At 62.6% G+C, this 23,989-nt stretch carries 22 protein-coding genes; 10 read left to right on the forward strand and 12 right to left on the reverse strand.

From position 1 onward, the window contains the following. The first annotated feature begins 2 nt into the window (after nucleotides 1-2). Both FJQ89_RS26410 and FJQ89_RS26415 read left to right on the forward strand, forming a co-directional pair. Nucleotides 3-1,193: a DUF1501 domain-containing protein gene (locus tag FJQ89_RS26410; RefSeq protein ID WP_141172332.1), complete on the forward strand. Its 1,191-nt coding sequence runs from the start codon at nucleotides 3-5 to the stop codon at nucleotides 1,191-1,193. A gap of 230 nt (nucleotides 1,194-1,423) precedes the next feature. Continuing rightward, nucleotides 1,424-2,524 (forward strand): AI-2E family transporter, encoded by a 1,101-nt coding sequence (locus tag FJQ89_RS26415; protein ID WP_141172333.1) that lies wholly within the window; start codon nucleotides 1,424-1,426, stop codon nucleotides 2,522-2,524. A 106-nt stretch (nucleotides 2,525-2,630) separates the two neighbouring features. Here the strand turns inward: FJQ89_RS26415 and FJQ89_RS26420 are convergent, their stop codons facing one another. Next, complete coding sequence (locus FJQ89_RS26420; protein WP_010396348.1) at nucleotides 2,631-2,855, reverse strand: hypothetical protein; 225 nt, start codon at nucleotides 2,853-2,855, stop codon at nucleotides 2,631-2,633. Nucleotides 2,856-2,996: 141 nt separating this feature from the next. Between FJQ89_RS26420 and FJQ89_RS26425 the strand changes: the two genes are divergently transcribed. Genes FJQ89_RS26425 through FJQ89_RS26435 form a run of 3 tightly spaced genes read left to right on the forward strand, consistent with a single transcriptional unit; the run spans nucleotide 2,997 to nucleotide 5,491 of the window. Beyond that, entirely contained in the window at nucleotides 2,997-3,755 is a 759-nt protein-coding gene (locus tag FJQ89_RS26425; RefSeq protein WP_243136285.1) for a phosphatase PAP2 family protein, read from the forward strand. Between the two features lie 11 nt (nucleotides 3,756-3,766). Next, entirely contained in the window at nucleotides 3,767-4,669 is a 903-nt protein-coding gene (locus FJQ89_RS26430; protein ID WP_141173003.1) for a diacylglycerol/lipid kinase family protein, read from the forward strand. Between the two features lie 3 nt (nucleotides 4,670-4,672). Then, nucleotides 4,673-5,491: a metallophosphoesterase family protein gene (locus FJQ89_RS26435; protein WP_141172334.1), complete on the forward strand. Its 819-nt coding sequence runs from the start codon at nucleotides 4,673-4,675 to the stop codon at nucleotides 5,489-5,491. A 204-nt stretch (nucleotides 5,492-5,695) separates the two neighbouring features. On the opposite strand, the gene cls is transcribed toward FJQ89_RS26435, so the two are convergent. Next, entirely contained in the window at nucleotides 5,696-7,087 is a 1,392-nt protein-coding gene (gene cls, locus FJQ89_RS26440) for a cardiolipin synthase (RefSeq protein WP_141172335.1), read from the reverse strand. Next, complete coding sequence (locus FJQ89_RS26445) at nucleotides 7,084-9,195, reverse strand: site-specific recombinase (protein WP_141172336.1); 2,112 nt, start codon at nucleotides 9,193-9,195, stop codon at nucleotides 7,084-7,086. Before FJQ89_RS26445 ends, cls begins: the two co-directional genes overlap by 4 nt. A gap of 354 nt (nucleotides 9,196-9,549) precedes the next feature. On the opposite strand from FJQ89_RS26445, the gene FJQ89_RS26450 reads away from it, so the two are divergent. After that, nucleotides 9,550-10,623 (forward strand): porin, encoded by a 1,074-nt coding sequence (locus FJQ89_RS26450; protein WP_243136287.1) that lies wholly within the window; start codon nucleotides 9,550-9,552, stop codon nucleotides 10,621-10,623. On the opposite strand, the gene FJQ89_RS26455 is transcribed toward FJQ89_RS26450, so the two are convergent. From FJQ89_RS26455 to FJQ89_RS26465, 3 genes are all read right to left on the reverse strand, one after another. Continuing rightward, nucleotides 10,611-11,189, reverse strand: a complete 579-nt coding sequence (locus tag FJQ89_RS26455) for a DUF3617 domain-containing protein (RefSeq protein WP_141172338.1) — start codon at nucleotides 11,187-11,189, stop codon at nucleotides 10,611-10,613. The genes FJQ89_RS26450 and FJQ89_RS26455 overlap by 13 nt on opposite strands. A 67-nt stretch (nucleotides 11,190-11,256) precedes the next feature. Beyond that, the gene (locus tag FJQ89_RS26460) at nucleotides 11,257-12,804 is read right to left on the reverse strand and encodes a TerC family protein (protein ID WP_071078655.1); all 1,548 of its coding nucleotides are present in this window, start codon (nucleotides 12,802-12,804) and stop codon (nucleotides 11,257-11,259) included. Between the two features lie 84 nt (nucleotides 12,805-12,888). Continuing rightward, complete coding sequence (locus FJQ89_RS26465) at nucleotides 12,889-13,164, reverse strand: hypothetical protein (protein ID WP_141172339.1); 276 nt, start codon at nucleotides 13,162-13,164, stop codon at nucleotides 12,889-12,891. 280 nt (nucleotides 13,165-13,444) lie between these two features. Here FJQ89_RS26465 and FJQ89_RS26470 point away from each other — a divergent pair, with 280 nt between their 5' ends. Then, a complete protein-coding gene (locus FJQ89_RS26470) occupies nucleotides 13,445-16,291 on the forward strand; it encodes a M16 family metallopeptidase (RefSeq protein WP_141172340.1) in 2,847 nt (948 codons plus the stop codon). A gap of 215 nt (nucleotides 16,292-16,506) precedes the next feature. Here the strand turns inward: FJQ89_RS26470 and FJQ89_RS26475 are convergent, their stop codons facing one another. From FJQ89_RS26475 to FJQ89_RS26490, 4 genes are all read right to left on the reverse strand, one after another. Then, a complete protein-coding gene (locus tag FJQ89_RS26475) occupies nucleotides 16,507-17,145 on the reverse strand; it encodes a YiaD family glycine zipper/OmpA-like lipoprotein (protein WP_141173005.1) in 639 nt (212 codons plus the stop codon). 214 nt (nucleotides 17,146-17,359) lie between these two features. Continuing rightward, a complete protein-coding gene (locus FJQ89_RS26480) occupies nucleotides 17,360-17,506 on the reverse strand; it encodes a lmo0937 family membrane protein (RefSeq protein WP_121670992.1) in 147 nt (48 codons plus the stop codon). Nucleotides 17,507-17,690: 184 nt separating this feature from the next. After that, the gene (locus FJQ89_RS26485; RefSeq protein ID WP_141172341.1) at nucleotides 17,691-17,936 is read right to left on the reverse strand and encodes a hypothetical protein; all 246 of its coding nucleotides are present in this window, start codon (nucleotides 17,934-17,936) and stop codon (nucleotides 17,691-17,693) included. 165 nt (nucleotides 17,937-18,101) lie between these two features. Then, nucleotides 18,102-18,764 carry an outer membrane lipoprotein gene (locus FJQ89_RS26490; RefSeq protein ID WP_141172342.1) on the reverse strand — a complete coding sequence of 221 codons (663 nt, stop codon included), beginning with the start codon at nucleotides 18,762-18,764 and terminating at the stop codon, nucleotides 18,102-18,104. A gap of 231 nt (nucleotides 18,765-18,995) precedes the next feature. Between FJQ89_RS26490 and FJQ89_RS26495 the strand changes: the two genes are divergently transcribed. After that, nucleotides 18,996-19,718, forward strand: coding sequence for a Crp/Fnr family transcriptional regulator (locus FJQ89_RS26495; RefSeq protein ID WP_141173006.1), 723 nt, complete (start codon nucleotides 18,996-18,998; stop codon nucleotides 19,716-19,718). A gap of 78 nt (nucleotides 19,719-19,796) precedes the next feature. On the opposite strand, the gene FJQ89_RS26500 is transcribed toward FJQ89_RS26495, so the two are convergent. Then, a complete protein-coding gene (locus tag FJQ89_RS26500) occupies nucleotides 19,797-20,015 on the reverse strand; it encodes a glycine zipper 2TM domain-containing protein (RefSeq protein WP_141172343.1) in 219 nt (72 codons plus the stop codon). Nucleotides 20,016-20,206: 191 nt separating this feature from the next. Continuing rightward, nucleotides 20,207-22,255, reverse strand: a complete 2,049-nt coding sequence (locus FJQ89_RS26505; protein WP_141172344.1) for an AsmA family protein — start codon at nucleotides 22,253-22,255, stop codon at nucleotides 20,207-20,209. Between the two features lie 269 nt (nucleotides 22,256-22,524). Here FJQ89_RS26505 and FJQ89_RS26510 point away from each other — a divergent pair, with 269 nt between their 5' ends. Both FJQ89_RS26510 and FJQ89_RS26515 read left to right on the forward strand, forming a co-directional pair. Beyond that, nucleotides 22,525-22,929, forward strand: coding sequence for a DUF4398 domain-containing protein (locus FJQ89_RS26510; RefSeq protein WP_071078649.1), 405 nt, complete (start codon nucleotides 22,525-22,527; stop codon nucleotides 22,927-22,929). Nucleotides 22,930-22,961: 32 nt separating this feature from the next. Further along, nucleotides 22,962-23,861, forward strand: a complete 900-nt coding sequence (locus FJQ89_RS26515) for an OmpA family protein (protein WP_141172345.1) — start codon at nucleotides 22,962-22,964, stop codon at nucleotides 23,859-23,861. The last annotated feature ends 128 nt before the right edge of the window (nucleotides 23,862-23,989 follow it).

Genomic DNA, 23,989 nt, shown 5'->3' on the forward strand with positions numbered 1-23,989 from the left:
CCATGCACCGTCGTGACCTGTTGAAAGCCCTGGCCGCCGCGCCCTTGCTGTCGCATGCGGGCAGCTTGCTGGCCGCACCCGCCACGAATGCCCGGCTGTTGTTCGTCTTTTTGCGCGGCGGCTATGACGCGAACAACCTGCTGGTGCCGGTCGGCAGCGATTTTTACTATGCATCGCGGCCGAATATCGCCATTGCAAAACCCGGTGCGGACAACGGTGCGCTGGCCCTGAATGCGGACTGGGCCTTGCACCCAGCCTTGCGCGAGACCATCTACCCCATGTTCAACGGCGGCGAGGCGGCCTTCATTCCATTTGCGGGCACGACGGATTTGACGCGCAGCCATTTCGAGACGCAGGACAGCATCGAACTGGGGCAGGAGATTGGCGGGCGGCGCGATTTCCGCTCGGGCTTTTTGAACCGGCTGGCGCAAAGCCTGAATGCCAATCAGGGCAAGCACGCCATTTCCTTCACCGACCAGCTGCCCCTGATCTTCCAGGGCGGCGTGCAAGTGCCGAACATGGGGCTGCGCTCGGTGGGCAAGTCGGGCATCGATGCGCGTCAAAGCCAGCTCATCGCCGCCATGTACAAGGGCACACCCTTGCAGCAACCGGTCAGCGCGGGTTTTGCCGTGCGCGACGATGTGACGAAGGAATTGACGGGAGAGATGCAGGCGGCCAACCGCAACGCCATCAGTACCCGCGGCTTTGAGCTGGAAGCGCAGCGCATCGCCCGCTTGATGAAGGATAAATACAATATCGGTTTCGTCGACGTGGGCGGCTGGGATACGCATGTGGGGCAGGGCGGCGCCAACGGCTATCTGGCGGGGCGCTTCGACGAGCTGGGGCGGGGCCTGGCCGCGTTTTCGCAGGAAATGGGCAGCGCATGGCGCAATACCGTGGTGGTGGTGGTCAGCGAATTTGGCCGCACCTTCCGCGAAAACGGCAACCGCGGCACGGACCACGGCCACGGTAGCGTGTTCTGGGTGCTCGGTGGCGCGATCAAGGGCAAGCAGGTGGCGGGCGAGCAGGTGGCGATTTCACAGGCGAACCTGTTCCAGAACCGCGACATGCCCGTGCTCAATGAATATCGCGCCGTGCTGGGCGGCTTGCTGCGCCGCACCTTCGGTTTGACGCCGGCGCAACTCGAACACGTGTTTGCCGGCGTCAAGCCGGTGGAGCTGGGGCTGGTGTGATGTAACGAACCTCCGTGTTACGCTACGCCTGCGCAACTGGCGCGTAACTAAAAACAGCTAACAAAACCGTAGCGAGCGGAAGGAAGGCTCGGCGCCCCCGTTGGCTTGAGAAGCGCAACTGTACGAAGGTACAGTGAGCATCGCAGACCGCAAATTACGACGCGCAGTAGGTTTTGATAGGTGTTCTAAGCCCCGTCCCTGTCCCCGGTGCGAGGCACGAATGGAGTGGTATGACCGATACCCAGCGCGACATCGTCAGCGCAGGCTTTTCCCTGGCCCTGATTGCCGTGACGGCCTTCGTCATGCAGCGTTTCTTTTTGCCGCTTGTGTGGGCCGGCATCCTGTGCGTGGCCACCTGGCCCTTGTACCTGCGCGTGCGCGCGGCCCTGGGGCAGCGCACCATCATCGCTGCAGCCGTGCTGACCCTGGCGTTCGCCTGCATCTTCATCATCCCCGTGCTGTTCGGCGTGGCGCAGGCGGCGCGCGAAGTGCCCGTGCTGGCCAATTTCGTCGTCCACGCGAATACCGAGGGCTTGCCCGTGCCGGACTGGGTGGCGCATATTCCGCTGGCCGGCAGCGCCATCGGCGACTGGTGGCTAGCCACCCTGAGCCAGCCCCATGGCCTCGGCCACTTCTTTGCGGGCAGTGCCGTGGGCGGTTTTCATTCCGCGCGCGACATCCTGAAAATCCTTGGCGCGGACGTGTTCCACCGCCTGGTCGACTTCGGCCTGGCCTTCTTGTGTCTGTTTTTCTTTTACAAGGATGGTGAAGCGCTGACGCGCCAGATCACGGCCGTCGGCAGCCATTTTTTGCGCCCCGAACGCTGGGGCCGCTATGCGCAAAAAATCCCGACCGCCATCCGCGCGACCGTCAACGGCCTGGTACTGGTGGGCCTGGCCGAAGGCGTGCTGATCGGCATCGCCTATGCGATTGCCGGCTTGCCATCACCGGCCCTGTGGGCGTTCGCCACCGGCATCCTGGCCATCATCCCGTTCGGCGCACCGTTGGCTTACCTGTGCGCCGCCGCCTTGCTGGTCGTCCAGGGCAATCTGGGCGCCGCCATCGGCGTGGCCGCCTGGGGCACCGTGGTGCTGTTCGTGGCCGACCACTTCGTGCGTCCCGGCATGATCGGCAATGCCACCCGCTTGCCCTTCCTGGCCGTGCTGTTCGGCATTCTGGGCGGCGTGGAAACCCTGGGCCTCGTGGGCCTGTTCATCGGTCCCGTCGTGATGGTGCTGTTCGTGACCTTGTGGTACGAAGCGAATGTGTCTGACAAGGTGCTGCCAGTGCAAACACCTGCCAGCCCGGCCGCACCGGAGCGCGCACAGTAATGAGGGGTCGGTCAGCGTTGCCGCTGGCCGGTACTGAGGCGTTCCCGGCGTGGCCGGGCGAGCTGACTTTACAACAGGGTGCGAGCACCTTGTTTTAAAGTCATTCTTAATGCGCCTTGGATAGAATAAGCAACCAACGGCGCATCAGCAGCACTTCAACATAGCCCGGCTCGATGCCCGTACCGCACTCGATCAGGGGATTGACGGTGTAGTAGCGCTTGCGGAAGTCGCGGCAGACGAGGATTTCGCGCTTGCCCATGCGGACGAGGAAAGAGCTTGGGGCGTATTCCAGGCCGAACCGTGAGCCAAAACCGCTATTCAATGTTGCCATGACAATTCCTTTGAGGGAGATGTGTTGAACGAGTCATCAGAATAGCATAACTACTGTATGAAAACACAGCTACTGTATGAATAAACAGTATTTTTTTACTGGTGTGGTTTTTTTGATCATCACCGCGAACATGAAAGAGAGATGAGTTTGCAAGAGAAGAATGACATGGGCATGACCACGGGCTGGACCATGAAACTGCGCCGCTTCGTCGAGGCGCGCCTGTCGCCCGAAGGCGAGCTTGGCCTGCACATGACGGTGGGTGTGGCGCTGATGCTGGTGGCCATCGTGGTGTTCCACGAGATTGCCGAAGCGGTGATGGGCATGGCCCAGATCACGGTGATCGACCTGCAGGTGGCGCAGTGGTTCAACCAGCATGCCGTGCCGTGGATCACCAGCTGCCTGCTGGTCGTCACGCATACGCATGGCGTGATCGGCGCCATCACCCTGGCGACCCTGCTGGGCTGGTATCTGCACCGCAAGGGTGCCGATTACTGGCTGTTTACCCTGGTCATCACCATGCCGGGCGTCATGTTTTTGAACCTGCTGCTAAAGTACATTTTTGTCCGCGCGCGGCCCAGCTTTGACGAGCCCCTCCTGCAGACGGCCCTGAGCACGTACAGCTTTCCGAGTGGCCATACGGCCACCTCGACGGCCCTGTACGGCTTGCTGGCTGCCTACCTGATTTGCCAGACGGCGCCGGGTGCCTGGGGCAAGCGCATCGCCATCGCGCTGGGCGCCTTCCTGATGGCGGCACTCGTGGGTTTCAGCCGCATCTACCTGGGCGCGCATTACCTGAGCGATGTGCTGGCAGCCATGGCGGAAAGCTATGGCTGGCTGGCCATCTGCATCGCCGGCGTGTCGACCCTGCGCCGCCGCCGGCATATCCGGCAAACCAAATAAGGGGAAAGATCCTGAGTAAAATTGCAGTCATCATCAACGGGGGCGCTGGCTGCGGCTATGCGCCCGACTGGGCGCAGCAGCTTGAAGCGCAATTCGCCGCCGTGGGCCTCGACGCCGCCATCACCCTGGCGCAAAGCGGCGCCGACATGATCACCACTGCCGAGCTAGCCCTGCGTGATGGCGCGCCCATCGTCGTGGCCGGCGGCGGCGACGGCACCATCAATGCCGTCGCCTCTGTCGTCGTCGGCAGCGGCACGCCGTTTGGCGTCTTGCCGCTGGGCACCCTGAACCATTTCGCCAAGGATTTGAATATCCCGCTCGACCTCGATGCGGCCATCGCCAATGTGGCGCGGGGCGTGCGGCAGCAGGTCGACGTGGGCGAAGTGAATGGCCGCATTTTCCTGAACAATTCCAGCCTGGGCCTGTATCCCGATATCGTGCGCGACCGCGAAAAGCAGCAGCGCCGGCTGGGACGGGGCAAGTGGCTGGCCTTCAGCTGGGCGCTGGTGGCGGCCTTGCGCCGCTATCCGTTTCTCAGCGTGCAATTGAAACTCAAGGACGCCGTGCATGCGCGCCGCACGCCTTTCGTCTTCATCGGCAATAATGAATACCTGATGGAAGGCTTGAATATCGGCGAGCGCGAGCGGCTCAATGGCGGCCAGCTGAGCCTGTACGTGGCACAGCGTCCGGGCCGCCTCGGCTTGCTGAAACTGGCCTTGCACGCGCTGTTCGGCAAACTGTCGCAAGCCAAGGATTTCGATATGCTGATGGCCAATGACCTGGAAATCGCCACGAAACACCGCCGCCTGCGCGTGGCCACCGATGGCGAAGTGACCATCATGAATACGCCGCTGCGCTACCGCATCCGTCCCGCCGCGCTGGACGTGATCGTGCCAGCGCCAGCCCAGGAGTAGGCCATGCGTACCCTCGTGCATTTATCCGATTTGCATTTTGGCAGGGTCGATGCGGCCCTGCTGACGCCCCTGCGTGCGCTGGTCGAACGCCTGGAGCCGGACGTGGTGGTGGTCTCGGGCGACCTGACGCAGCGCGCCCGCAGCGTTCAATTCCAGCAGGCACGAGCTTTTCTCGATAGCTTGCCGGGGCCGCAGGTCGTGGTGCCGGGCAACCATGACGTGCCTCTGTATAACGTCTTTTCCCGCTTTCTGACGCCACTGGTGAAATACCGGCGCCACGTGACGGACGATTTGTCGCCCGAATACGTGGACGAGGAAATCGCCGTGCTGGGCATCAACACGGCCCGCTCATTGACGTTCAAGGATGGCCGCATCAGCCACGAGCAGATCGATGTCCTGCGTGAACGCCTGGGCCGTTTGCCGCCCGGTTTGACGCGCATCATCGTCACGCACCATCCCTTTGACTTGCCCGAGCATTTCGACAAGGATGACCTGGTCGACCGCGCGCCGCTGGCGCTGCAAATGTTTTCCGAGTGTGGCGTGGACCTGTTGCTGGCCGGCCATTTGCACGCCAGCCATGCAGGCGACACCTCGGCGCGCTACAAGATCGACGGCTACGCTGCCCTGATGGTGCAGGCGGGCACGGCCACGTCAACGCGGGGCAGGGGCGAGTCGAACTCGTTCAATGTCATCCGCATCGAAGACAGCGGCATCAGGGTCGAGCGCTACAGCTGGAATGAAGACAGCGCCGACTTTGAAAAGGTCAGCACGGAAGCGTTTGCACGCCAGGGCGGGGTGTGGGCCAGTTTGCGGCCGTTGTAGGTCGGATTAGCGCGGCGAAGCCGTGCGTAATCCGACGCTATTGTTGGCGGTGGTGGTTTTCGTGATGGTGTCGGCTTACGCTGATGTCGGCTTACGCTGCGCTACGCCGACCTGCGCCGACCTGCACCGGTAGCAGGAGTGGCCGGCAAAATGGCCAGGGCGAGGCAATGCAACAACGCCCTGGACTTTTTGACGGCTACTCCCTTACAGCCAGTAGTTCATGAAGCGCGCCGCCCACTCCTTCATGCGGTCCGAGATGGGCCGCGTTTCCCATTTGGCCCTGGTGATTTCTTCCGAGTCGCGCAAGTCTTCCTGGAAGGCGTTTTCCATTTCACGGCCGAAGCTGTCGCCCAGCACGATCACGTTCAGTTCGCTGTTATGCAGGAAGCTGCGCATGTCGATGTTGGTCGAGCCTACCGTTGACCAGGCGCCGTCGATGACGGCCGTCTTGGCGTGCAGCACCGCCAGTTTCAAGTGGAAGATGCGGATGCCGCCAGCCAGCAGCTGGTCATACAGCGCGTGTCCCGCATGGAACACCAGGCCGCTGTCGGACACGCCGGGCAGCACCACGGTGACGTCCACGCCGCGTCTGGCGGCCGCCACCAGCGCGTCGACCGTCTGCTGGTCGGGCACGAAATAGGCGGACGTGATGTGGATGGATTTCTTGGCTTCCTGGATGGCTAAAATATACGCCTTGTAGATTTCGAAGCCGCCTTCCGGTTCGCTGGCCACCACGCGCACCAGCTTGTCGCCCACTTCGGACAGCACGGGGAAATAATTTGCGTCCGGCAAGTCGGCCTGGTCTTGCTGTGCCCAGGTGCGGATGAACAGCCACTGGAAGGCGGCCACGGCCGGGCCTTCCACTTTCACGTGGGTATCGCGCCAGCCCACGTCCTTCTTGTCGGTGGCTTTCGATTTCGAGCGGAACAGCGAGCTTTTCGCATAGGTATCGCTGATATTGATGCCACCCGTAAACGCCGTCTTGCCATCGACGATCAGCACCTTGCGGTGGTCGCGGTTGTTGATTTTCCAGTCGTCGCCCTTGAGCTTGGCGGGATTGACGGGGTTGAATGCCACCAGGTGCACGCCGGCCGCGCGCATGCGCTCGAAAAACGCCTGTGGCACGCCGAGGGTGCCCACGCTGTCATAGATAACGTTGACCGTCACGCCCGCCTGCTGCTTTTCGATGAGCATGTCGGCAAACTTCAGGCCCAGCGGATCCTGGTCGAAGATATACGTTTCCAGGTTGATGCTGTTTTTCGCTTCGCTGATGGCCCGGAACATGGCGGCCATCGTTTGTGGGCCGTCAAACAGCAGGGTTACCTTGTTGCCCTTGATCAAAGGCACGCCCGTGGCCGCCTCTTCCAGCGCGGCCTGGGCCTTCAAGTCCATGCCGGATTTGGCCCAGCGCTTGTTGAGCAAGGCGGCGCGGCTGTTGACGTTCAACAAGGCGCCCTTGCCTGTGATCACATTGGGCCTGGCCACGGGGGCCAATGTGGTGTTGAGGTTCTTGACATCGGGCAGCGAGGCGCATGCAGCCAGGGTCCAGCACAGCAGTAGGGCGGTGAGGCAGGATTGCATGCGCCTGTTGATCATTTTTGAGCCTTGTTTGTCAGTGACAGGTTTGCCGAGTCATCGGCCAGTGCCAGGGGCGGCGGGTTTTTCGAGCCGAAGAAGAAGACGATGGGCGAGCGCAGGAAGCGCTTGCCCAGAATCTTCAACAATTGCATGCCGTGCTTGAAGCGCACCTGGCGCGAACGCAGCGCTACCCACAGGGCCAGGCCGAAGCTGACCAGCAGGTTGGCCGTGCCGATGGCGAAGATGCCCGACAGTGACTTGACGGCCAGCTGCCAGCTCATGTTGTGGTCGAGGCCCACCAGCGCCGTGGCAAAGTTGGCGGCCGAGAAGGTAATGTGGCGGATATCGATGGGCAAGCCGATCAGGAAACCCAGGGTGCCGATGGAACCGAGCAGGATACCGAAATAGAAATTACCCATCAGGCCGCCCAGGTTGTTTTCCAGGTACAAGCCCAGGCGCTGCAAGCGATCCTGGCCGATGACGCGGCCCAGGCCGCGCAATTGCGCGATGCGCTGCGCCCAGCGCGTGTACAGCGCCTGATTGTCATAGTAGCCGGAAATCAGGCCGGCCACGAACAGGCACACGCCGGCAATCATGGCGTAAAAAATGGCGGGGCTGCCGATGGGGTCGATATCGTGCAGCAAGTGCATGGCTTTTTCCGGTGATACCAGGTGGTGGCCCGTGATCGCCTTGTAGCCGAGTGCGATCAGCCAGGCCGTGGGAATGGCAGTGGCCAGGTTGCCCAGCACGGCCATGTTTTGCGTGCGGAAGACCTTGTTGATCAGTTCGGCCATGCTGTCGAGGTCGATATTCCGGCCATCCTTGCTGTGCAGGCCGGCGGCGATGCGCGAGGCCGTCATGGCCGGCTGCTTGGTGGCCACCGTGAAATGCAGCAAGTGGATGAACATGAAGCCGATCGAGTAATTCATGCTGAACATGAAGGCTTCGACCAGCGGCGCCGAGCGCAGATACGACATCAATATCTTGAACAGCGCCATGAAGCCGATGATCACGCCCGCGCCGGCGGACGAGAGGAACATGGCACCCATCTCGCGGCGGTTTTCCGCAATGTAATGTTCGCCCGTGCGGCTGGCGTTTTCCGTCACATTGCGCGCCAGCAAGTTGATATTGTCGGAGAACAGGTCGCTGACCTTGTACTTGTGGTTATGCGCGCGTATCAGTTCCAGCGCCAGCCCCACGGCGCCCGCGCGGCGGCGGCTGACCGGTTGCGGGTGCAGCAAGTCTTGCGTGGCGTCCACCGTGATGGCGGCGATATCCACGTTGGCGGAGCTGGGCAGCTCGCCGCTCGTGTCGACCAGGAACAGCAGCTTGCGCAGGCGGTCGATGCTTTGCGCCAAGGCCACCAATAAATAGGTGAGGGGAATGCTGGTGCCCTGGTACAGGGCCTTCTTGCGGATCTTGGCGATGACGGCATCGCACTGGTCCAGCATCACCAGCAGGTGGCGCGCATCCTCGATGTGCTCGATATTGCCTTGCAGTAAATTCGTGTAAGCGTCCAGGTAGGCGTTCACTTCCGTGTTCTGCACCATGAATGGCGACTGGAACACTTCGATTTCATTGTGGAAACGCGTCAGCTCCGGCTCCAGCCCCATGGCACAGACGCGGTAGGACAGGGTGCGGATGGCGTCGAGTATGCCGGGCAGCATGATATTGCCGTCGCCGACGGCCAGTTCGATGTCGTCGCTGGTGAGCACGTCGAACAGTTCCAGCCAGTCCGTGGCGGGCACGTTGCTGATCCACAAATAATCGGTCTTCAGGTACAGCACCTGGTCGAGCGCGTCGTTCAGGTACTCATCGCCCAGGGCGGGTGGCAGCATGCGGTAGGCGATGCGGCGTTTCAATTCGGTGAAAAAACCGCTGTTCGACAGCACGCCGATGTCCGTGTACAGGCTGGCGTGGCGGCGCGCGGCCAGCACGCGCAGCACGTATTCGTGCAGGGCGCGCGCTTGCGCGGGGTTACCTTTGAGAAGCTGGCGCAGGGTGCGCACGTTGGCGATCGCGGTAGCGCTGTCGTGCGGGCGCTTGGGACGCAATGAGTTGAATAATTCCACCAGCAAGTCGATATTGCTGGAGTTGGGGTCAATGCGTTCGAGGATAGCTAGCATGCAGAAAAAACGGGCGAGCCGCTGTCGGTAAAACCAGTAGTGTACCGCCTGCGTCAAATCGCGCAACGTTCGCCACCGAACATTGCTTTGCGGCAGGGCCTGCTTTTAACGCCATTTTGCCGCAGATTGCCACAATCATGGTCAAACTTGCGTGTTGTCAGTGCGCGACGTGTTTCCCGGGACTAAGCTGAAGTTTCTGTTGCACAACGCACGGATGGCTGGACAAAAAGCGAGGATAAGGTAACACTGAGATGTGACATACAGCGCATGTCCTGATCAATACCGGGAAGTTTCACCCACGTCACCGAGATATTTATCATGAAGACCTCGTATTTTGCGCTTGCTGTGATAGGGATGGGGCCTTTCGTGCTGGGCGCAACGGCCCAGGCCGCCGATGGCGCGGGCGGTCCCGCATCGAGTCACGTTGCCGTGTACGGCGTGCTTGACGCGGGCATCGTTGCCGAACGGGGCTGTGCCGCCAATTGCGCCGGCAGCAAGGTGTCCGGCGGCGTCGCGTCCGGCTCGCGCCTGGGGCTGCAGGGCCGCGAAGCGCTGGGCAATGACGTGTCCGCCATATTTACCCTGGAAGCGGGCGTGCAGAACGACACGGGCCAGTCGGAAGACGGACGGCTGTTCGGCCGCCAGGCTTACGTGGGCCTCGACAGCCGTCTGGGCGCGCTGACCCTGGGGCGCCAGTACAACCTGCAATACCTGGCGCTCACCGATGTGGCCGACCCGTTCAAGGGCGGCATGGCCGGCAGCGCCAGCAACCTGGCCGGCTACAGCGTGAAACGCTATGACAATACCGTCAAATACGTGTCGCCCGCCTTGCGTGGCGTGTCCGCCAGCGCCATCTACAGCTTTGGCGAGTCGCCGTACAGCAGCGCCAACAATCGCGCGTATGGCGCCACGCTCGGCTATTCGGCCGGCGCCGTGAATGTCAGCGTGTCGCACCAGCGCAAGAACAATTTCATCCTCGCCTCAGGTACCTTGCCCGCCATCGACATGTCGTCGCGCAACACCCTGATCGCGGCCAATATCGACCTGAAAGTGGCCACCGCCTTTGCCGCCGTGGGCGTGAACAAGGGCTATGGCAGTTCGCCGTGGGACCCGAACAACGCCTACAGCTCGCTGGCCCTGTCGATGTCGTCCTCGGACAGCCGCGACACCTTGCTGGGCGTGTCCGTGCCCGTGGGCGGCTTCAAGCTGCTGGCGTCCTGGGTGCACAAGGATGACCGCGACCTGGCCAACCGCGACGCCAGCCAGATGGCCGTCGGCCTCACGTATTCCCTGTCAAAGCGCAGCGATTTCTACGCGTCCTACGCGAAGATCCACAACAAGAACGGCGCCCGCTACACGGTGGGCAACGCCAGCGACGCGGGCCGCGGCGACGCCGCTTTTAATATGGGTTTCCGTCACGGCTTCTGAGCTGCTGTCGTAGCCGGGGCCGGGCAGCTGGCGCCCAGCCACTTGCCATTGCTCGTCACATTCACCTGTTCCGGCGTGCCGCGCGCGCTGGTCGTCACGGCCAATTGCATGCTGAACGCCTGGTCGCCGGTGAACATGACCTTGCCTTCGCCGCTCGATTTCGGGTTGGCGCACGCAAACGACACATGCATGCCGCCCGCGATATCCGTATTTTTCGATTTGCAGTCGCCGGGCTGGCCCGTGGGAATCTGCCTGCGCGCGGCCATGTCCGGCGTCACGCACGCCGTCACGCGCACGGCGCCATCGGCGCCCACGGTGGGCATGGCCATGCCGCGGCTGGCGGCCATGCTTTCCAGCTGCTTGCGTTGATCGGGCGGGAGGTTGCCCAGCTGCTGCAGCACCATGGACATGGCGTTGCCGGTGGCGGCGTCGGGCGAGGCCATTTTGCTGTCGACTTGCCACAGGCCCGGCCTGATGGTGGCGGCCTGCGAGGCGGCCATGACATTGGCTTGGGCGCCCAAGGCGGCGCAAGCCAGCAGGGTCAGGCGTAGCAAAGAGTGTTTCATGTTGGCGTCTCCAAAAAAGGCAGACCCCAGCATACGGCATGACAAGCGGGGCACGCTTGCCATTGTGTTACAAACTGTGATCGGGCTCGATGCGGCGCACGTCCACGCAGGCGATGCGGCGCTCGTCCGCTTCGACGATTTCATAACGCAGATCATCGAGTTCCAGCACTTCGCCCACGGCCGGCATGTTTTCAAAATGCGCCAGCAGGAAGCCGGCCAGCGAGTTGTAGTCGCCGTCTTCGCTGACCAAGGACTCCGTCTCGAACACTTGCTCCAGGTAATGCAGGTCGGTGGCGCCATCGATGCGCCAGTGGCCGGGGCCCAGCACCTCCACGTCGGGTAGCTCGTCCTCGTCGGGGAATTCGCCGGCGATGGCTTCGAGGATGTCGATCGGCGTGAGCACGCCTTGCACGGTGCCGAACTCGTCAACCACCAGCACCAGCTGGCCGCGCGAGCGCTTCAGGGTTTCCATGGCTTTCAGCACGCCGGCCGCTTCCGGCACGACGACGGCTTCGCGCATGCTGGCCGGGTCGATCTTGCCGTGCGAGACGAGGTCTTCGATCAGGTCCTTGCTGCGCGCGATGCCGACCACATTGTCGAGGTCATCATTGCAGACAGGAATCATGCTGTGCGGCGTTTCGCGCAGCAGTTGCAGCATCTTCTCGCTGCTGTCGTTCAGGTTGACCCACGAGACGTCGCCGCGCGGCGTCATCACCGAGCGGATCGAGCGTTCGGCCAGCGTCAGCACGCCGCTGACCATGTTGCGCTCTTCCACGCCAAAGGCGGAGACATCGGGCATTGCCTTGACTTCATGTTCTTCGACGGCTTCGCGGCCCTTGCGTCCGCCCAGCAGGCTCAGGACGGCTTGCGCCGTGCGGTCGCGCAGCGGCGCGTTCGACTGCAGCTTGAGGAAGTTGCGGCGCGCCAGCTGATTGAAGAACTCGATGACGATCGAGAAACCGATGGCCGCGTACAGATAGCCCTTCGGAATGTGGAAGCCCAGGCCCTCGGCCACCAGGGAGAGGCCGATCATCAGCAGGAAGCTCAGGCACAGCACCACGACGGTGGGGTGGGCGTTGACGAAGCGCGTCAGCACCTTCGAGGCGAGCATCATGACGACGATGGAAATGACCACGGCCGCCATCATCACGTACAGATTGTCGACCATGCCGACGGCCGTGATGACGGCGTCGAGCGAAAAGACGGCGTCGAGCACGACGATCTGCGCCACCACCAGGCCGAAGCCGGCGTAGACTTTCGGGCCCGTCTGGGCATGCGTGATGCCTTCAAGGCGCTCATGCAGCTCGCTGGTCGCCTTGAACAGCAGGAACAGGCCGCCGAAGAGCAGGATCAGGTCGCGTCCCGAAAACGAGAATGTCCATAGGGAAAATAGTGGCGTGGTCAGGGTGACCAGCCAGGAAATCAGCGAGAGCAGGCCCAGGCGCATGACGAGGGCCAGGGTCAGGCCCAGTACGCGCGCCTTGTCGCGCTGGTGCGGCGGCAGTTTCTCGGCCAGGATGGCGATGAAGATCAGGTTGTCGATACCCAGTACGATTTCCAGTACGACCAGCGTCAGCAGGCCGACCCAGATTGTCGGGTCAAATAACCATTCCATGTGTGTAACCTTGTAAAGTCAATCAATATAAAGCGTGCCCGGCGGCGGATTGCCCCGGGTCTGAATGCGCTGCGTGCTGCGGTGTCAGTGGCGGACGCGCGGCGGCCGGGTGGCCTGCCGCGCGTCCGCTTCGGCAAGTGCGCCCGGTCCCGCCTGCCAAATGATGGCGCAAAACGGCGCGCCCTGGCGCGAGGTCGGGTACAGCGTGATGGGGTCGTTGTCGCATTCGTCGGCGTCGCAGTTGTCACCGGACAAGCCCACATGGGCGCTGGGGTCCAGGCAATCGGCGACGAAGGCAGGCGCAGCGGTAGTGCCGGCCGCGATTGCATGCTGGAATGGGGAAGGGCTGGCGTAAGCCATGCTGGCGAACGCCTGGGGCAAGGCGATGAAAACAAAAAGGCAGAGCAGGACGAGAGCTCGTCTCATATACAGGCAGATAGTTCTGGAAGCGCGAGTATAACACGGGCACATAACAGCTTGATGACAGGCACTTGCGTAACTGATAAGTATGCCGTAAATTGTGAGAGCAATCATTGCACCGGGCAGCGAAGACGCAGCGCGGGCCCGGCGACAATTTTTGCGTTTGTATCGTATGGCGCTTGCGCTTCTTTATATAACGTAGTGTTACCAGGACTTTGCCTTGAAACCAATTACTGCTCTCCTGCTTGCCGCCGGCATCCTGTCGCCGTCGTTCATCCTGGCCGCCACCCCGGTGGAAACCGCACCGACCCAGAAAGCCGGCAAGGCCGCACCCAACCGCGGCGCCGCCGTCAAGGTCACGTCCGTCGAAGGCATCACCGAATACCGGCTGGCCAATGGCTTGCGCGTGCTGTTGTTCCCCGATGCCAGCAAGCCGACCCTGACCACCAACATCGTCTACCTGGTCGGTTCGCGCCATGAAAACTATGGCGAAACGGGCATGGCCCACTTGCTGGAACACCTGCTGTTCAAGCCCAGCGCCAACTTCGGCATCAAGAAGGGCACGAAAACCCCCGTCGAGATCCTGAACTCGACGGGCGCGCAGTTCAACGGCACCACCTGGTACGACCGCACCAATTACTACGCCACCTTCCCCGCCAACGACGACAATCTGCGCCAGATGCTGGCCATGGAAGCGGACCGCATGGTCAACGCGGCCATCGACCAGAACGACCTGTGGAACCCGAAGACGCAAAAAGGTGAAATGACCGTCGTGCGCAACGAGTTCGAAATGGGCGAGAGCGATCCGATCGGCGTGACGAGCGAACGCATCCAGGCCATCGCCTACGACTGGCACAACTATGGCAAGTCGACCATCGGCGCCCGTTCCGATATCGAGCAAGTCAACATTCCCCGCTTGCGCGCGTTCTATCATAAATATTATCAGCCCGATAATGCCGTGCTGATGGTGGCGGGTCGCTTCGATGAAGCCAAGGTCTTGCAGCAGATCAATGACCTGTTTGGCAAGATCCCGAAACCCACGCGCGTGATCGAACCCACCTACACGGCCGAGCCCGTCCAAGATGGCGAGCGCGCCGTGACGGTGCGCCGCAGCGGCGGCACGCAATTCGTCGGCGCCGGCTACCACGTGGCGCCATCCGGCAACCCGGACGCCGTCGCCATCGAGGTGCTCGGCCACGTGCTGACGGACGCCCCCGCTGGCCGTTTGCACAAGGCGCTGGTGGAAACCAAGCTGGCCAGCAAGATCGAATACAACTCGGTGAGCAACCTGGAGCCTGGCTACAACCTGTTCGGCGCGCTGGTGCCCGTCGATGGCAACCTCGATGCGGCGCAAGCGGCCATGCTGAAAGTGCTGGAAGAGCTGAAGGCGCAACCGATCACGGATGCGGAAGTGGCGCGCGTCAAGCAGCAATTGAACAAACAGATCGAACTGGCCACCTCGAACACGGCGCGCCTGACGATTGCCCTGACGGAATCGCTGGCGGCCGGCGACTGGCGTTTGTTCTTCCTGCAGCGCGACCAGCTCGACAAGCTGACGGCGGCGCAGGTGCAGGCGGCCGCCGAGAAATACCTGAAGAGCTCGAACCGCACCCTGGGCCGTTTCATCCCCACCGATGCGCCGGACCGCACCGTTGTGCCGGCCTACGCCGACGTGGCGCCGCAACTGGCCGGCTACACGGGCCGCGCCGTGGTGGCGCAGGGCGAGGCGTTCGACCCGAGCCCCGAGAATATCGAAGCGCGCACCCAGCGCTTCACCTTGCCGAACGGCTTGAAGGGTGCCTTGCTGCCGAAGAAAACCAAGGGCAGCACCGTCAGCGTCGTGCTGAAACTGCAGCTCGGCAGCGAAGAGAGCTTGCGCGGCAAGGGACAAGTGGGCAGCTACACGGCCAATCTGTTGTCCCGCGGCACGGATAAACTGTCGCGCCAGGAAGTGAAGGACAAGTTCGACCAGCTGGGCACGCAAGTGGCGATCACGGGCGGCGCCGAGGGCGTGACCGCGATGCTGATGGGCAAGCGCGAGAATTTGCCGGCCGCCATGGATCTGCTGGCGCAAGTGTTGCAAAAGCCGGCCCTGAACGCAACGGAATTCCTGGAATTGCAGCGCGAAAGAGTCGGCCGCGCCGAGCAGGAATTGCCTGAACCGCAGCCGCTGGCCGTGAACGCCTTCCGTCGCCTGCTCGACGCCACGCCGGAAGGCCATGTGCGCCACGTGGCCACCCTGCCGGCTGAACTGGCACAATGGAAAGCCATCAACGTGGCCGATGTGAAAGCCTTCCATGGCGCCTACTATGGCGCGTCGAGCGCCACCTTTGCCGCCGTGGGTGACTTTGACCCGGCCGCGCTGAAGGCGCAAGTGGCCAGTCTGTACGGCAGCTGGAAGGCGCAGCAGCCGTATGTGCGCATTCCCGACACCGTCAAGCCTGTCAGCGGCGAGAAAGTCACCTTGGAAACGCCGGACAAGGCGAATAGCGTGCTGTTCGCCATCCAGCCGATTCCCCTCAAGGATGACGCCGCCAGCTATCCGGCCTTGCTGATGGCCAATCACATGCTCGGTGGCGGCGCCTTGCGCAGCCGCCTGGCCGACCGCATCCGCCAGAAAGAAGGTCTGTCGTACGGCGTCGGTTCGCAAGTGAGCATCCCGTCGCGCGAGCCGGCCGGCTACTGGATGGCCTACGCCATCAGCGCGCCGCAAAACACGGTCAAGGTGGAAGCGGCCCTGCGCGAGGAAATCGCCAAGGTGCTGGCCGACGGCTTCACGGAAGCGGAACTGGCCGAGGCGAAAAAGGGCTGGCTGCAATCCCAGGAAGTGGGCCGCACGCAGGACAGCGGTCTGGCGCGCGAACTGGCCGGCTACCTGGCGCAGGACCGCACCATGGCCTACGACAAGGATCTGGAAACGAAAGTGGCCGCCTTGACCCTGGCGCAAGTGAACCAGGGCTTGCGCGAGTACCTGAAACCATCGGCCGTGTCGATCGTGACGGCGGGCGATTTTGCCAAGGTGGCGAAAGAGGGTGACAGCGGCGCCAAGGCAACGACGTCGAAATAAGCTACTTCAAAATAAGCTGTTTTAAATAGAAAAACCCGTTGGCAAGTGACCTTGCCAGCGGGTTTTTTTACGATCTTGATTTTGATGTCAACGTCCCGACACCGAACAAAACCGTAGCGAGCGGAAGGGAGAGGTGGCCGAGAAGCGCAACCGTACTAAAGTACGGTGAGCATCGCAAGCCGCCTATACCGACGCGCAGTAGGTTTGGTTCGGTGTTACCCCCGTGGGGCTAATTCTGCTACGTAGATTTCCACGCGGCGGTTGCGTGCGCGTCCCGAGGCATCCGCATTCGAGGCGATCGGCTCTCGGGCGCCGCGGCCTTCCGTGACGATGCGCGTTGGCGATACGCCGCGCATGGCCAGGTAGTCGCGCGTGTGGGCCGCGCGTTCCACCGACAGCGGTTCGTTGATCGAAGCGCTGCCCGTGCTATCCGTATGGCCGACGATGCTGACCGTGGTGTTCGGGTTTTCATTCAGGGTGGCAGCAAAGCGGTCGAGGATGGGGCGGAAGTTTCCCTTGATGTCGGCGCGGTTGGTGTCGAAGGAAATATCGCTGGGGATTTCCATTTTCAGGCGGTTATCGGCCGTCTGCGACACTTGCACACCCGTACCTTGTGTCGCTTGTTCCATCGCGCGCTTCTGGTTTTCCATGCGGTTCGACCAGATATTGCCGACTACGGCGCCCGCTGCCGCGCCGAGCAGGGCGCCGCCGGCCGTACGGCCGCCGCTGCCGCCACCGGTGGTGCCGCCGATCAAGGCGCCCAGGCCAGCGCCGATGCCGGCGCCCGTGGCCGTGCCACGTTGCGTCGAGGACATGTCCGCGCAGCCGCTGGCGGCCAATGCGATCACCAGCATGCCGATCAGGGATTTGGCGCCAGGGCCTTTTTTGAATGTTTCTTTCATGGATTTTCTCCTTGTTTTGTTATTGGGACATACCCAGGACTACCCGTACACGTTACTGCAAAATACAGTTGCTTGCCAGTGCGTGCCCACTGTCGCTAAAAGCGGCAAAAGAGCGGCGCCCGTTTGCACGCGCGCCGCTCTTGTCAGGCCAGGCTAACGGCCTGGGCTATAAACCGCGCCCGCTGATCAGGCGCAGCAGGATCATGATGACGGCGACCACCAGCAGGATGTGAATGAAGCCGCCAATGGTATAGGAAGTCACCAGGCCCAGCAGCCAAAGAATAATGAGTACGACGGCGATTGTATACAGCATGATATGTCCTCCGAGAGTAATGTGTGGATGACGGCGACTGCCTTGGCCTTGCAGGCGCTGGCGCGTAGCGCCGTCATCGGTTTTTTGTCATTGCGCGGCGATTGGGTCGCTGAACGCTGATGCCATGACTAAGTGTCTACTTTGTTTCGCTTGAGTTCTGTACGCTGTCGTACACAAGGATCAACTATCGCGACCGGTCGGCATGTTCATCTGCCATGCCCGGTATCCAGGCCAGCATGCCGGCCATGCCGACGGCGCCCGCCAGGCAACTGACCATGCCACCCGTCAGCAGCAGCATCACGCCGAACACGGGCGCGCTTGCTTGCAATGGCGCCAGGTCCAGCGCGCAGAAGCCCAGCGCGGTGGCCAGGATGCCGGCCCCGATAAAGCCGAGCCAGATCCGCTTACTGCCTGCCTTGTCGTTTTCCATCGCAGCTCCTTGAAGATATTCGTTGAACTTTCCTGAGTGCATCATCTCGCGGGACGGCGTACTCATCTGTACGCCAACGAACATGGCTAAAAAGAAAACACCCGGATAGACCGGGTGTGTGTTGGATTTGTCACGCTGGCGAGCGGCCTACTTGCCGCCAGCCGCTTAGCCGATGGCGCGCAAGCCGCCGTTGACGACGCGTACGCGGTCGCCCTGGCGCCAGTTCGGCGCGGCGCTCTGGTGCACGGTACGCGTCTTGCCGTTATCGAGGCGCACGACGATGTTGTAGCTGCGCGTGGCGCGCACGCTGCCTTCTATCTGGTTGCCGGCCACGGCGCCGCCAACGGCGCCCAGCACGGTGGCCAGCTGCTTGCCATGGCCGCCGCCTACCTGGTTGCCCAGCAAGCCGCCGACGACGGCGCCGCCGGCCGCGCCGACGCCGCTGCCTTCGGCGCGCGTATTGACTTCATGGATGGCTTCGATCACGCCGCAATTGCTGCACACCTGCGGCGCCGGGGCTGCCGCATATTCTTGCTGAGGTTGTTGCTGTGGCTGCTGTGGCTGCTGAGGCTGCGGTTGGCGCACGGGTTGTTGCGGCGGCAGGGCCGCCAGCGCTTGCGCGCCGGCAGGCTGCAAGTTCGCTTGCGGCTGGTTCGCCTGCAGGCTGGCCAACTGTTCGGCCGAGGTGCTGGCCGCCAGTGGCTGAGCATCGCGCTGGGACGAGGGCAGCCAGCCCATCAGGGCCGCCGTGCCCACGCCGCAAAACAGCAGGACGGCGACGGCGGCGGCAAGCACCAGCGGATGGAGGGATTTGGTGGTGGTAGTCATGGAGAGCTCCTTGGTTTTTTTGAAATAATGAAATGGGTAGTGCGTGTTATCCGTGCATGCAGCCAGTGTGCTGTGCCGCGTGCCCCGCTTCCGTGCGTCACCGTACATACAGGCACGGTACTGCACCGTAGGCTAAGTAAAAATTATGTCGAGTTGTAACGACACCAAGGAAAAGCAATGCCACCAACGAACGCCAGCATGACCCTGTCCCGCGATGCAGGCCGATCCGGCATGGGCACGCCTGCGGGCGCGCTTGATGCCGGTAACCGCTTGCTGGCCAGCCTGCCCGAGCACGACTTGCGGCACCTGACGGCGCTGTTCGAGAGCGTCACGGTCGAGGTGGGCGAGGTGCTGTACGAACCGGGCCAGCCTATCGGCCACATCTATTTCCCCGGCGATTGCCTGATCTCGCTGCTGGCCGTGGCGGAAGGCCGCATGACCCTGGAGGTGGGCTCCGTCGGCCGCGAAGGCGTGCTGGGCGCTTCCGTCGCGCTGGGCCATGACCTGGCGCAAGTGCGTGCCGTGGTGCAACGCTCTGGTACGGCCAGCCGCATCGGGCGGGCAGAGTTCTGCGCCGAGTTCGCCCAGCTCGATTCCCTGCAGCGTTTGCTGTACCGCTACACGGACACCTTGCTGGCGCAAGCCATCCAGATTGCCGTGTGCAGCCGCTTTCACGTGCTCGAGGCACGCCTGGCCCGTTCGCTGCTGATCACGCGCGACCGCCTGCAGTCGGAAAAATTTCACCTGACGCATGAATTCCTCGCCCATACCCTGGGCGTGCGGCGGGTCGGCGTGACCAAGGCGGCCAGCGCGCTGCAGCAGCAAAAACTCATCACCTACAGCCGCGGCAATATCGAAATCCTCGATTCGGCCGGCCTGGAAGCCGTCTCCTGCCGCTGCTATGAGCTGGTCAAGGACAGCGGCGCCATCGGCATGGCCAACGTCTTCGTCTGATCTTTCTCATCCTCGTGCCGCGGACGCAAAAAAGCGGGGTGGACGCCTGGGCGCCCACCCCGCTTTCTTGAGTACCAATTACTTCGGCTTGACCTGGTTACCGATCACACCGCCGACGGCGGCGCCGCCGATTGCGCCGACGGCGCTGCCGCCGGTCAGCACGGAGCCGGCAACTGCGCCGACACCGGCGCCGATGGCCGTGTTTTTATCTTGGCCCGACATGTTGGCGCAAGCGGTCAAGCTCAGCAGCAGAGCGGCAACGGAAGTGGTAGTGGCGATTTTTTTAATGATTTGCATGATAGTTCTCCTATGAATTCGGACCTCGTGGCGCCGGCATGGTATGGGCCGGTGGGACTTCGTATCGCCACGTCTTGGTGTTTCAGGCACGATCACAGAATAGGATTGTGGCAAGGCAGGGTCTGTTCGGCAACGCACATAGGGGTGTAACAATTGTAATCGTGCACGGCCTCCTTATCTTGCCATCTTGTTCATCGACTTTGTCGCGGTGTCTTGCCCGGTTTCGGCGCCACCGGTTTCACGCGCGCCTGGGCCAGCAGGGCTGCGCATTCGCTATCCTCGCCGGGACCGGTATTGACCAGTGGCAGCAGGGCAGCCACGGGCGCCACCACGGCCAGCGCCAGGGCGCCGCCGGCGCGCAGGGCCAGCACGCCCTTGTCGACGCTGACGTCGGGCTTGCTGAAAGTGCCCTGCACATACAGGGGCGAGCGCAGCGAAAAGATGCGCAAGCCCTTGCTGTCCGGCTGCAATGTCAGGTCCAGCTGCTCGTTGGCCAGGTTCACCGTGCCGTCGATATGCAGCACGGCATCGTCCGTGTCGACGATGAACTGGCGCGTGCGCATCAAGCCCTTGGTGGCGACGAAATCGGCAGCCATGCAGTTCAGCTTGACCTGCTTGTCGCCCACCAGTTTGGTCAGCACGATACTGCCGATATTCAAGCCCATTTCTTCCAGCAGCAGCTTGCTGATGCTGCCCCGGTTGATCAGTGCGCGCACTTCGCCGTTTGAGCTGCCCAGCAGGCTGGCGACGGAATTGCCCGTGGCCGACAGCGACGCGTCGCCATTGATTTCGCCCGCGCTCGCTTGCAGGGCCGGCAGGCGGGGAAACAGTTGCTGGATGTGCAGATGGCGGGCGCTGGCCTTGAGTTCGGCCGCGATGCCGTTGGCGATGACCTTGCCGCTGCCGTCGAGCCTGATCTGCGACGTCAGGGTGCCGCCCGCCACGTTGAAGTTGAGCGGCGTCAGGGACAGCACGCCATCCGTCAGCACCACATGCGTGTCGAGCTTGCTGATTGGCAACTCGGCGTCGCGCGTGATTTTATCGGCCGTGTAGCGCACGTCGGCGTCCAGGCTGGTCCAGCGCTCCGTCTTGAAGGTTTCCACCGGCAGCACGCGGCCGGCCGGCTGCGTCGACGGCACGCCCCGTTCCTTCTTGCTGGCGCTGGAGTCGGCGCCCACCAGCGGGCCCAGGTCGGAAAATTGCAGCAGGCGCGAGTGCACCTCGCCCGTCAGGCGCTTGCGCGGCGTGCTGGCGGAAAACGCCAGCTTGCCTTCGATGTCGCTGGAACCCACTTTGCCGCTGAACTGGTCGTACACCCATTCGCCGCCACGCGGCGCCAGGGTGCCCGTCAAATGGCCTTCCGTACTGAAATGCGGCGTTTCCGGCAGCAGCACGCCCGTCAAGGGATACAGGCGCGCCATGCTGGGCCCGGATATTTTCAGGCGCACGTCGAGCGCGGCCAGGTCCGCCGGGCGCGTCAGCGTGCCTTCGATGGCCACGCTGCTGCCGTTTGCACGCATGTCGGCCTGGATGGGGAAGGGCGTGCCTTGCTGCTGCAGCGACAGCACGCCGCCCGCCTTGCCGCCGCCCTGGATGTTTTCGCCTCTGTATTTGCCCGACAGCTTCCAGGCGATGCCGTAGCGCGCATCGTCCGCGATGGTGTCGACGTCGGCACGCATCGCCGTGTGCGTGACGGCATCGTCCAGGGTCACGCTGCCCTTGCTGAAGACCACGCTTTGCAGTTCCAGCTGCCACGGCGACGGCTGCTCCTGCTTGTCGAAGGTCCAGTTGTTCTTGCCGTCCTGGTTGCGCAGCAAGCGTACTTGCGGCGCGTCGAAGCGCAATTGCGGGATGACGATTTTCTTGTCCAGCAGGGCCAGGGGATTGAGTGTGAACGCCAGCTGGCTCACGCTGGCCAGCTGCGCCTGCGCATCCGTTCCTGCCATGGCGCTCGGGTTGCCCAGGCGCACATCCTTGGCCTGCAAGTGCGGCCACGGCAAGTAGGCGCGCCAGCCTTGTTGCCCCGCAGTGCTTGGCTGCTGCCACGTCAGCGACAGGTCGCCTGCAATGGCAAAGGGCCGGCCCAGCGCTTCGCTGGCGCGCGCATTGAGCCAGGGCTTGGCGCGGTTCCAGTCCATATTGAGCAGGGCGACGGCGGCGACGATGGGTAATGCGATGAGTGCGGCGGCGCTGGCAAGGGCGATTTTCCGGCGGCGCGAGAGAGAGATAAAACGTGGCATAGGGTGTGAGGTAAGAGGTGTTTCTTTCTGGACAGAAGCATGATGCTACAGGAATCGCTACAAATCCGGTCCCGTTTCAGGTTTTGCTGGCGTGCACGTGCGCTGGCGCACGTTGCCCATGCAAGTATTGTCGATTTCTTACTCTATGTGCGGCACCGAACGGATATGCGGGGAGCCGGAGCCTATAACGTCATACATCAAACGCAGTTCCTGATTCCAGATGTACCGACGTTGATACCTACCGCTTAACATTCTCCAGGAGAAAAAAAATGACAAACCGAGATTTCATCAAAACCCCCATGACCGCTCTGGCCGCCTGCCTCACCGCCGTTGTCCTGATGACGGGTTGCTCCAGCCTGAAAACGCCAGCCACTGCCGACGTCGCCGTGTCGCGCGCCGCCGTCGATAACGCCGCCAGCGCCGGCGCCGCCGAACTGGCACCCGATGAAATGCGTTCTGCCCGCGAGAAAATGCGCATGGCTAACCAGGCCTTGAAAGACCGCGACTACAAACTGGCGCGCGACCTGGCCGACCAGGCGCAAGCCGATGCCAAGCTGGCGCAAAGCAAGGCCAACTCGGCCAAGGCCACCAGCGCCGCCGATGAAATCAACGAGAACATCCGCGTCATGCGCGAAGAACTCGACCGTGCCAATCAGCAAGCGCCAAAACAATAAGCAACAACAATAACTAATAACAGGATTCCATCATGAAAAAAGCTACTTACACCACCATTCCCGGCCTGCTGGCCATGGCCGCTTTAGTTGCCGCCTGCAGCTCCGCACCGACCACCACCAGCCTGCTCGACCAGACGCGCGGCGACTACATGGCGGCGCAATCGAACCCGCTGGTATCGACCTATGCGCCACGCGAATTCCGCGAAGCGAGCGCTGCGCTGGAAGCGGCGAACGCGGCCGCCACGCGCCAGGATGACAGCGAAAAGGTCGACAAGCTGGCCTACCTGGCCAAGCAAAAGATAGCCACGGCGCAAGAAGTCGCCAAGCAGAAAGCCGCGGAAGCCGATGTCGCCAACGCCGGCAAGCAGCGCGACCAGTTGCGCCTCGATGCGCGCACGCAGCAGGCTGACCAGGCCACGGCCCGCGCCCAGTCGGCGCAAGCGGATGCGGAAGCGGCCAAGGCCCAGGCGCAAGCGGCTGAAGCATCGGCCCGCGATGCGCAAGCCCGCGCCGCCGGACTCGAAGCGCAGCTGGCCGACCTGGCCGCCAAGAAAACCGAACGCGGCATGGTCATCACCCTGGGTGACGTGCTGTTTGGCACGGACAAGGCAAACCTGACGGCCGATGGCACGAATACGGCGCGCAAGCTGGCCGACGTGCTGAAAAACAACCCGCAGCGCACCGTGCTGATCGAAGGCTTTACGGATAGCACGGGCGGCTCCGCGCATAACCTGGAATTGTCGCAACGCCGCGCCGAATCCGTGCGCAATGCCTTGCTGGAGCAAGGCATCAGCCGCGACCGCGTCGCCACGAAAGGTTATGGCGCCGCCTATCCGGCCGCCGGCAATGACAGCGCGGCGAACCGCCAGCTGAATCGCCGGGTGGAAATTGTCTTGTCCGAAGATAACACGGCCATTCCCGCCCGCCGTTAAAACACCAGTCCAAACCTACTGCGCGTCGCGACTTGCGGCCCCCGATGCTCACTGTGCCATAGCACAGCTCCGCTTCTCGGCCACAATTCGCTGCCGCTCGCTACGGTTTGGTCAGGTGTTGAGTTAGT

The organism is Janthinobacterium tructae (genome assembly GCF_006517255.1).
Lineage (GTDB): Bacteria > Pseudomonadota > Gammaproteobacteria > Burkholderiales > Burkholderiaceae_D > Janthinobacterium > Janthinobacterium tructae.

Excerpts from the sequence above, each read along its gene's own strand:
- FJQ89_RS26485 (WP_141172341.1), bottom strand. The coding sequence starts at position 17,936 with ATGGAAAACGACAAGGCAGGCAGTAAGCGGATCTGGCTCGGCTTTATC.
- FJQ89_RS26435 (WP_141172334.1), top strand. The coding sequence starts at position 4,673 with ATGCGTACCCTCGTGCATTTATCCGATTTGCATTTTGGCAGGGTCGAT.
- FJQ89_RS26500 (WP_141172343.1), bottom strand. The coding sequence starts at position 20,015 with ATGCAAATCATTAAAAAAATCGCCACTACCACTTCCGTTGCCGCTCTG.
- FJQ89_RS26415 (WP_141172333.1), top strand. The coding sequence starts at position 1,424 with ATGACCGATACCCAGCGCGACATCGTCAGCGCAGGCTTTTCCCTGGCC.
- FJQ89_RS26445 (WP_141172336.1), bottom strand. The coding sequence starts at position 9,195 with ATGCTAGCTATCCTCGAACGCATTGACCCCAACTCCAGCAATATCGAC.
- cls (WP_141172335.1), bottom strand. The coding sequence starts at position 7,087 with ATGATCAACAGGCGCATGCAATCCTGCCTCACCGCCCTACTGCTGTGC.
- FJQ89_RS26460 (WP_071078655.1), bottom strand. The coding sequence starts at position 12,804 with ATGGAATGGTTATTTGACCCGACAATCTGGGTCGGCCTGCTGACGCTG.
- FJQ89_RS26510 (WP_071078649.1), top strand. The coding sequence starts at position 22,525 with ATGACAAACCGAGATTTCATCAAAACCCCCATGACCGCTCTGGCCGCC.
- FJQ89_RS26480 (WP_121670992.1), bottom strand. The coding sequence starts at position 17,506 with ATGCTGTATACAATCGCCGTCGTACTCATTATTCTTTGGCTGCTGGGC.
- FJQ89_RS26490 (WP_141172342.1), bottom strand. The coding sequence starts at position 18,764 with ATGACTACCACCACCAAATCCCTCCATCCGCTGGTGCTTGCCGCCGCC.
- FJQ89_RS26420 (WP_010396348.1), bottom strand. The coding sequence starts at position 2,855 with ATGGCAACATTGAATAGCGGTTTTGGCTCACGGTTCGGCCTGGAATAC.
- FJQ89_RS26505 (WP_141172344.1), bottom strand. The coding sequence starts at position 22,255 with ATGCCACGTTTTATCTCTCTCTCGCGCCGCCGGAAAATCGCCCTTGCC.
- FJQ89_RS26515 (WP_141172345.1), top strand. The coding sequence starts at position 22,962 with ATGAAAAAAGCTACTTACACCACCATTCCCGGCCTGCTGGCCATGGCC.
- FJQ89_RS26465 (WP_141172339.1), bottom strand. The coding sequence starts at position 13,164 with ATGGCTTACGCCAGCCCTTCCCCATTCCAGCATGCAATCGCGGCCGGC.
- FJQ89_RS26410 (WP_141172332.1), top strand. The coding sequence starts at position 3 with ATGCACCGTCGTGACCTGTTGAAAGCCCTGGCCGCCGCGCCCTTGCTG.
- FJQ89_RS26455 (WP_141172338.1), bottom strand. The coding sequence starts at position 11,189 with ATGAAACACTCTTTGCTACGCCTGACCCTGCTGGCTTGCGCCGCCTTG.
- FJQ89_RS26475 (WP_141173005.1), bottom strand. The coding sequence starts at position 17,145 with ATGCTGGTGATCGCATTGGCCGCCAGCGGCTGCGCGGACATGTCCTCG.
- FJQ89_RS26425 (WP_243136285.1), top strand. The coding sequence starts at position 2,997 with ATGAGTTTGCAAGAGAAGAATGACATGGGCATGACCACGGGCTGGACC.
- FJQ89_RS26450 (WP_243136287.1), top strand. The coding sequence starts at position 9,550 with ATGGGGCCTTTCGTGCTGGGCGCAACGGCCCAGGCCGCCGATGGCGCG.
- FJQ89_RS26495 (WP_141173006.1), top strand. The coding sequence starts at position 18,996 with ATGGGCACGCCTGCGGGCGCGCTTGATGCCGGTAACCGCTTGCTGGCC.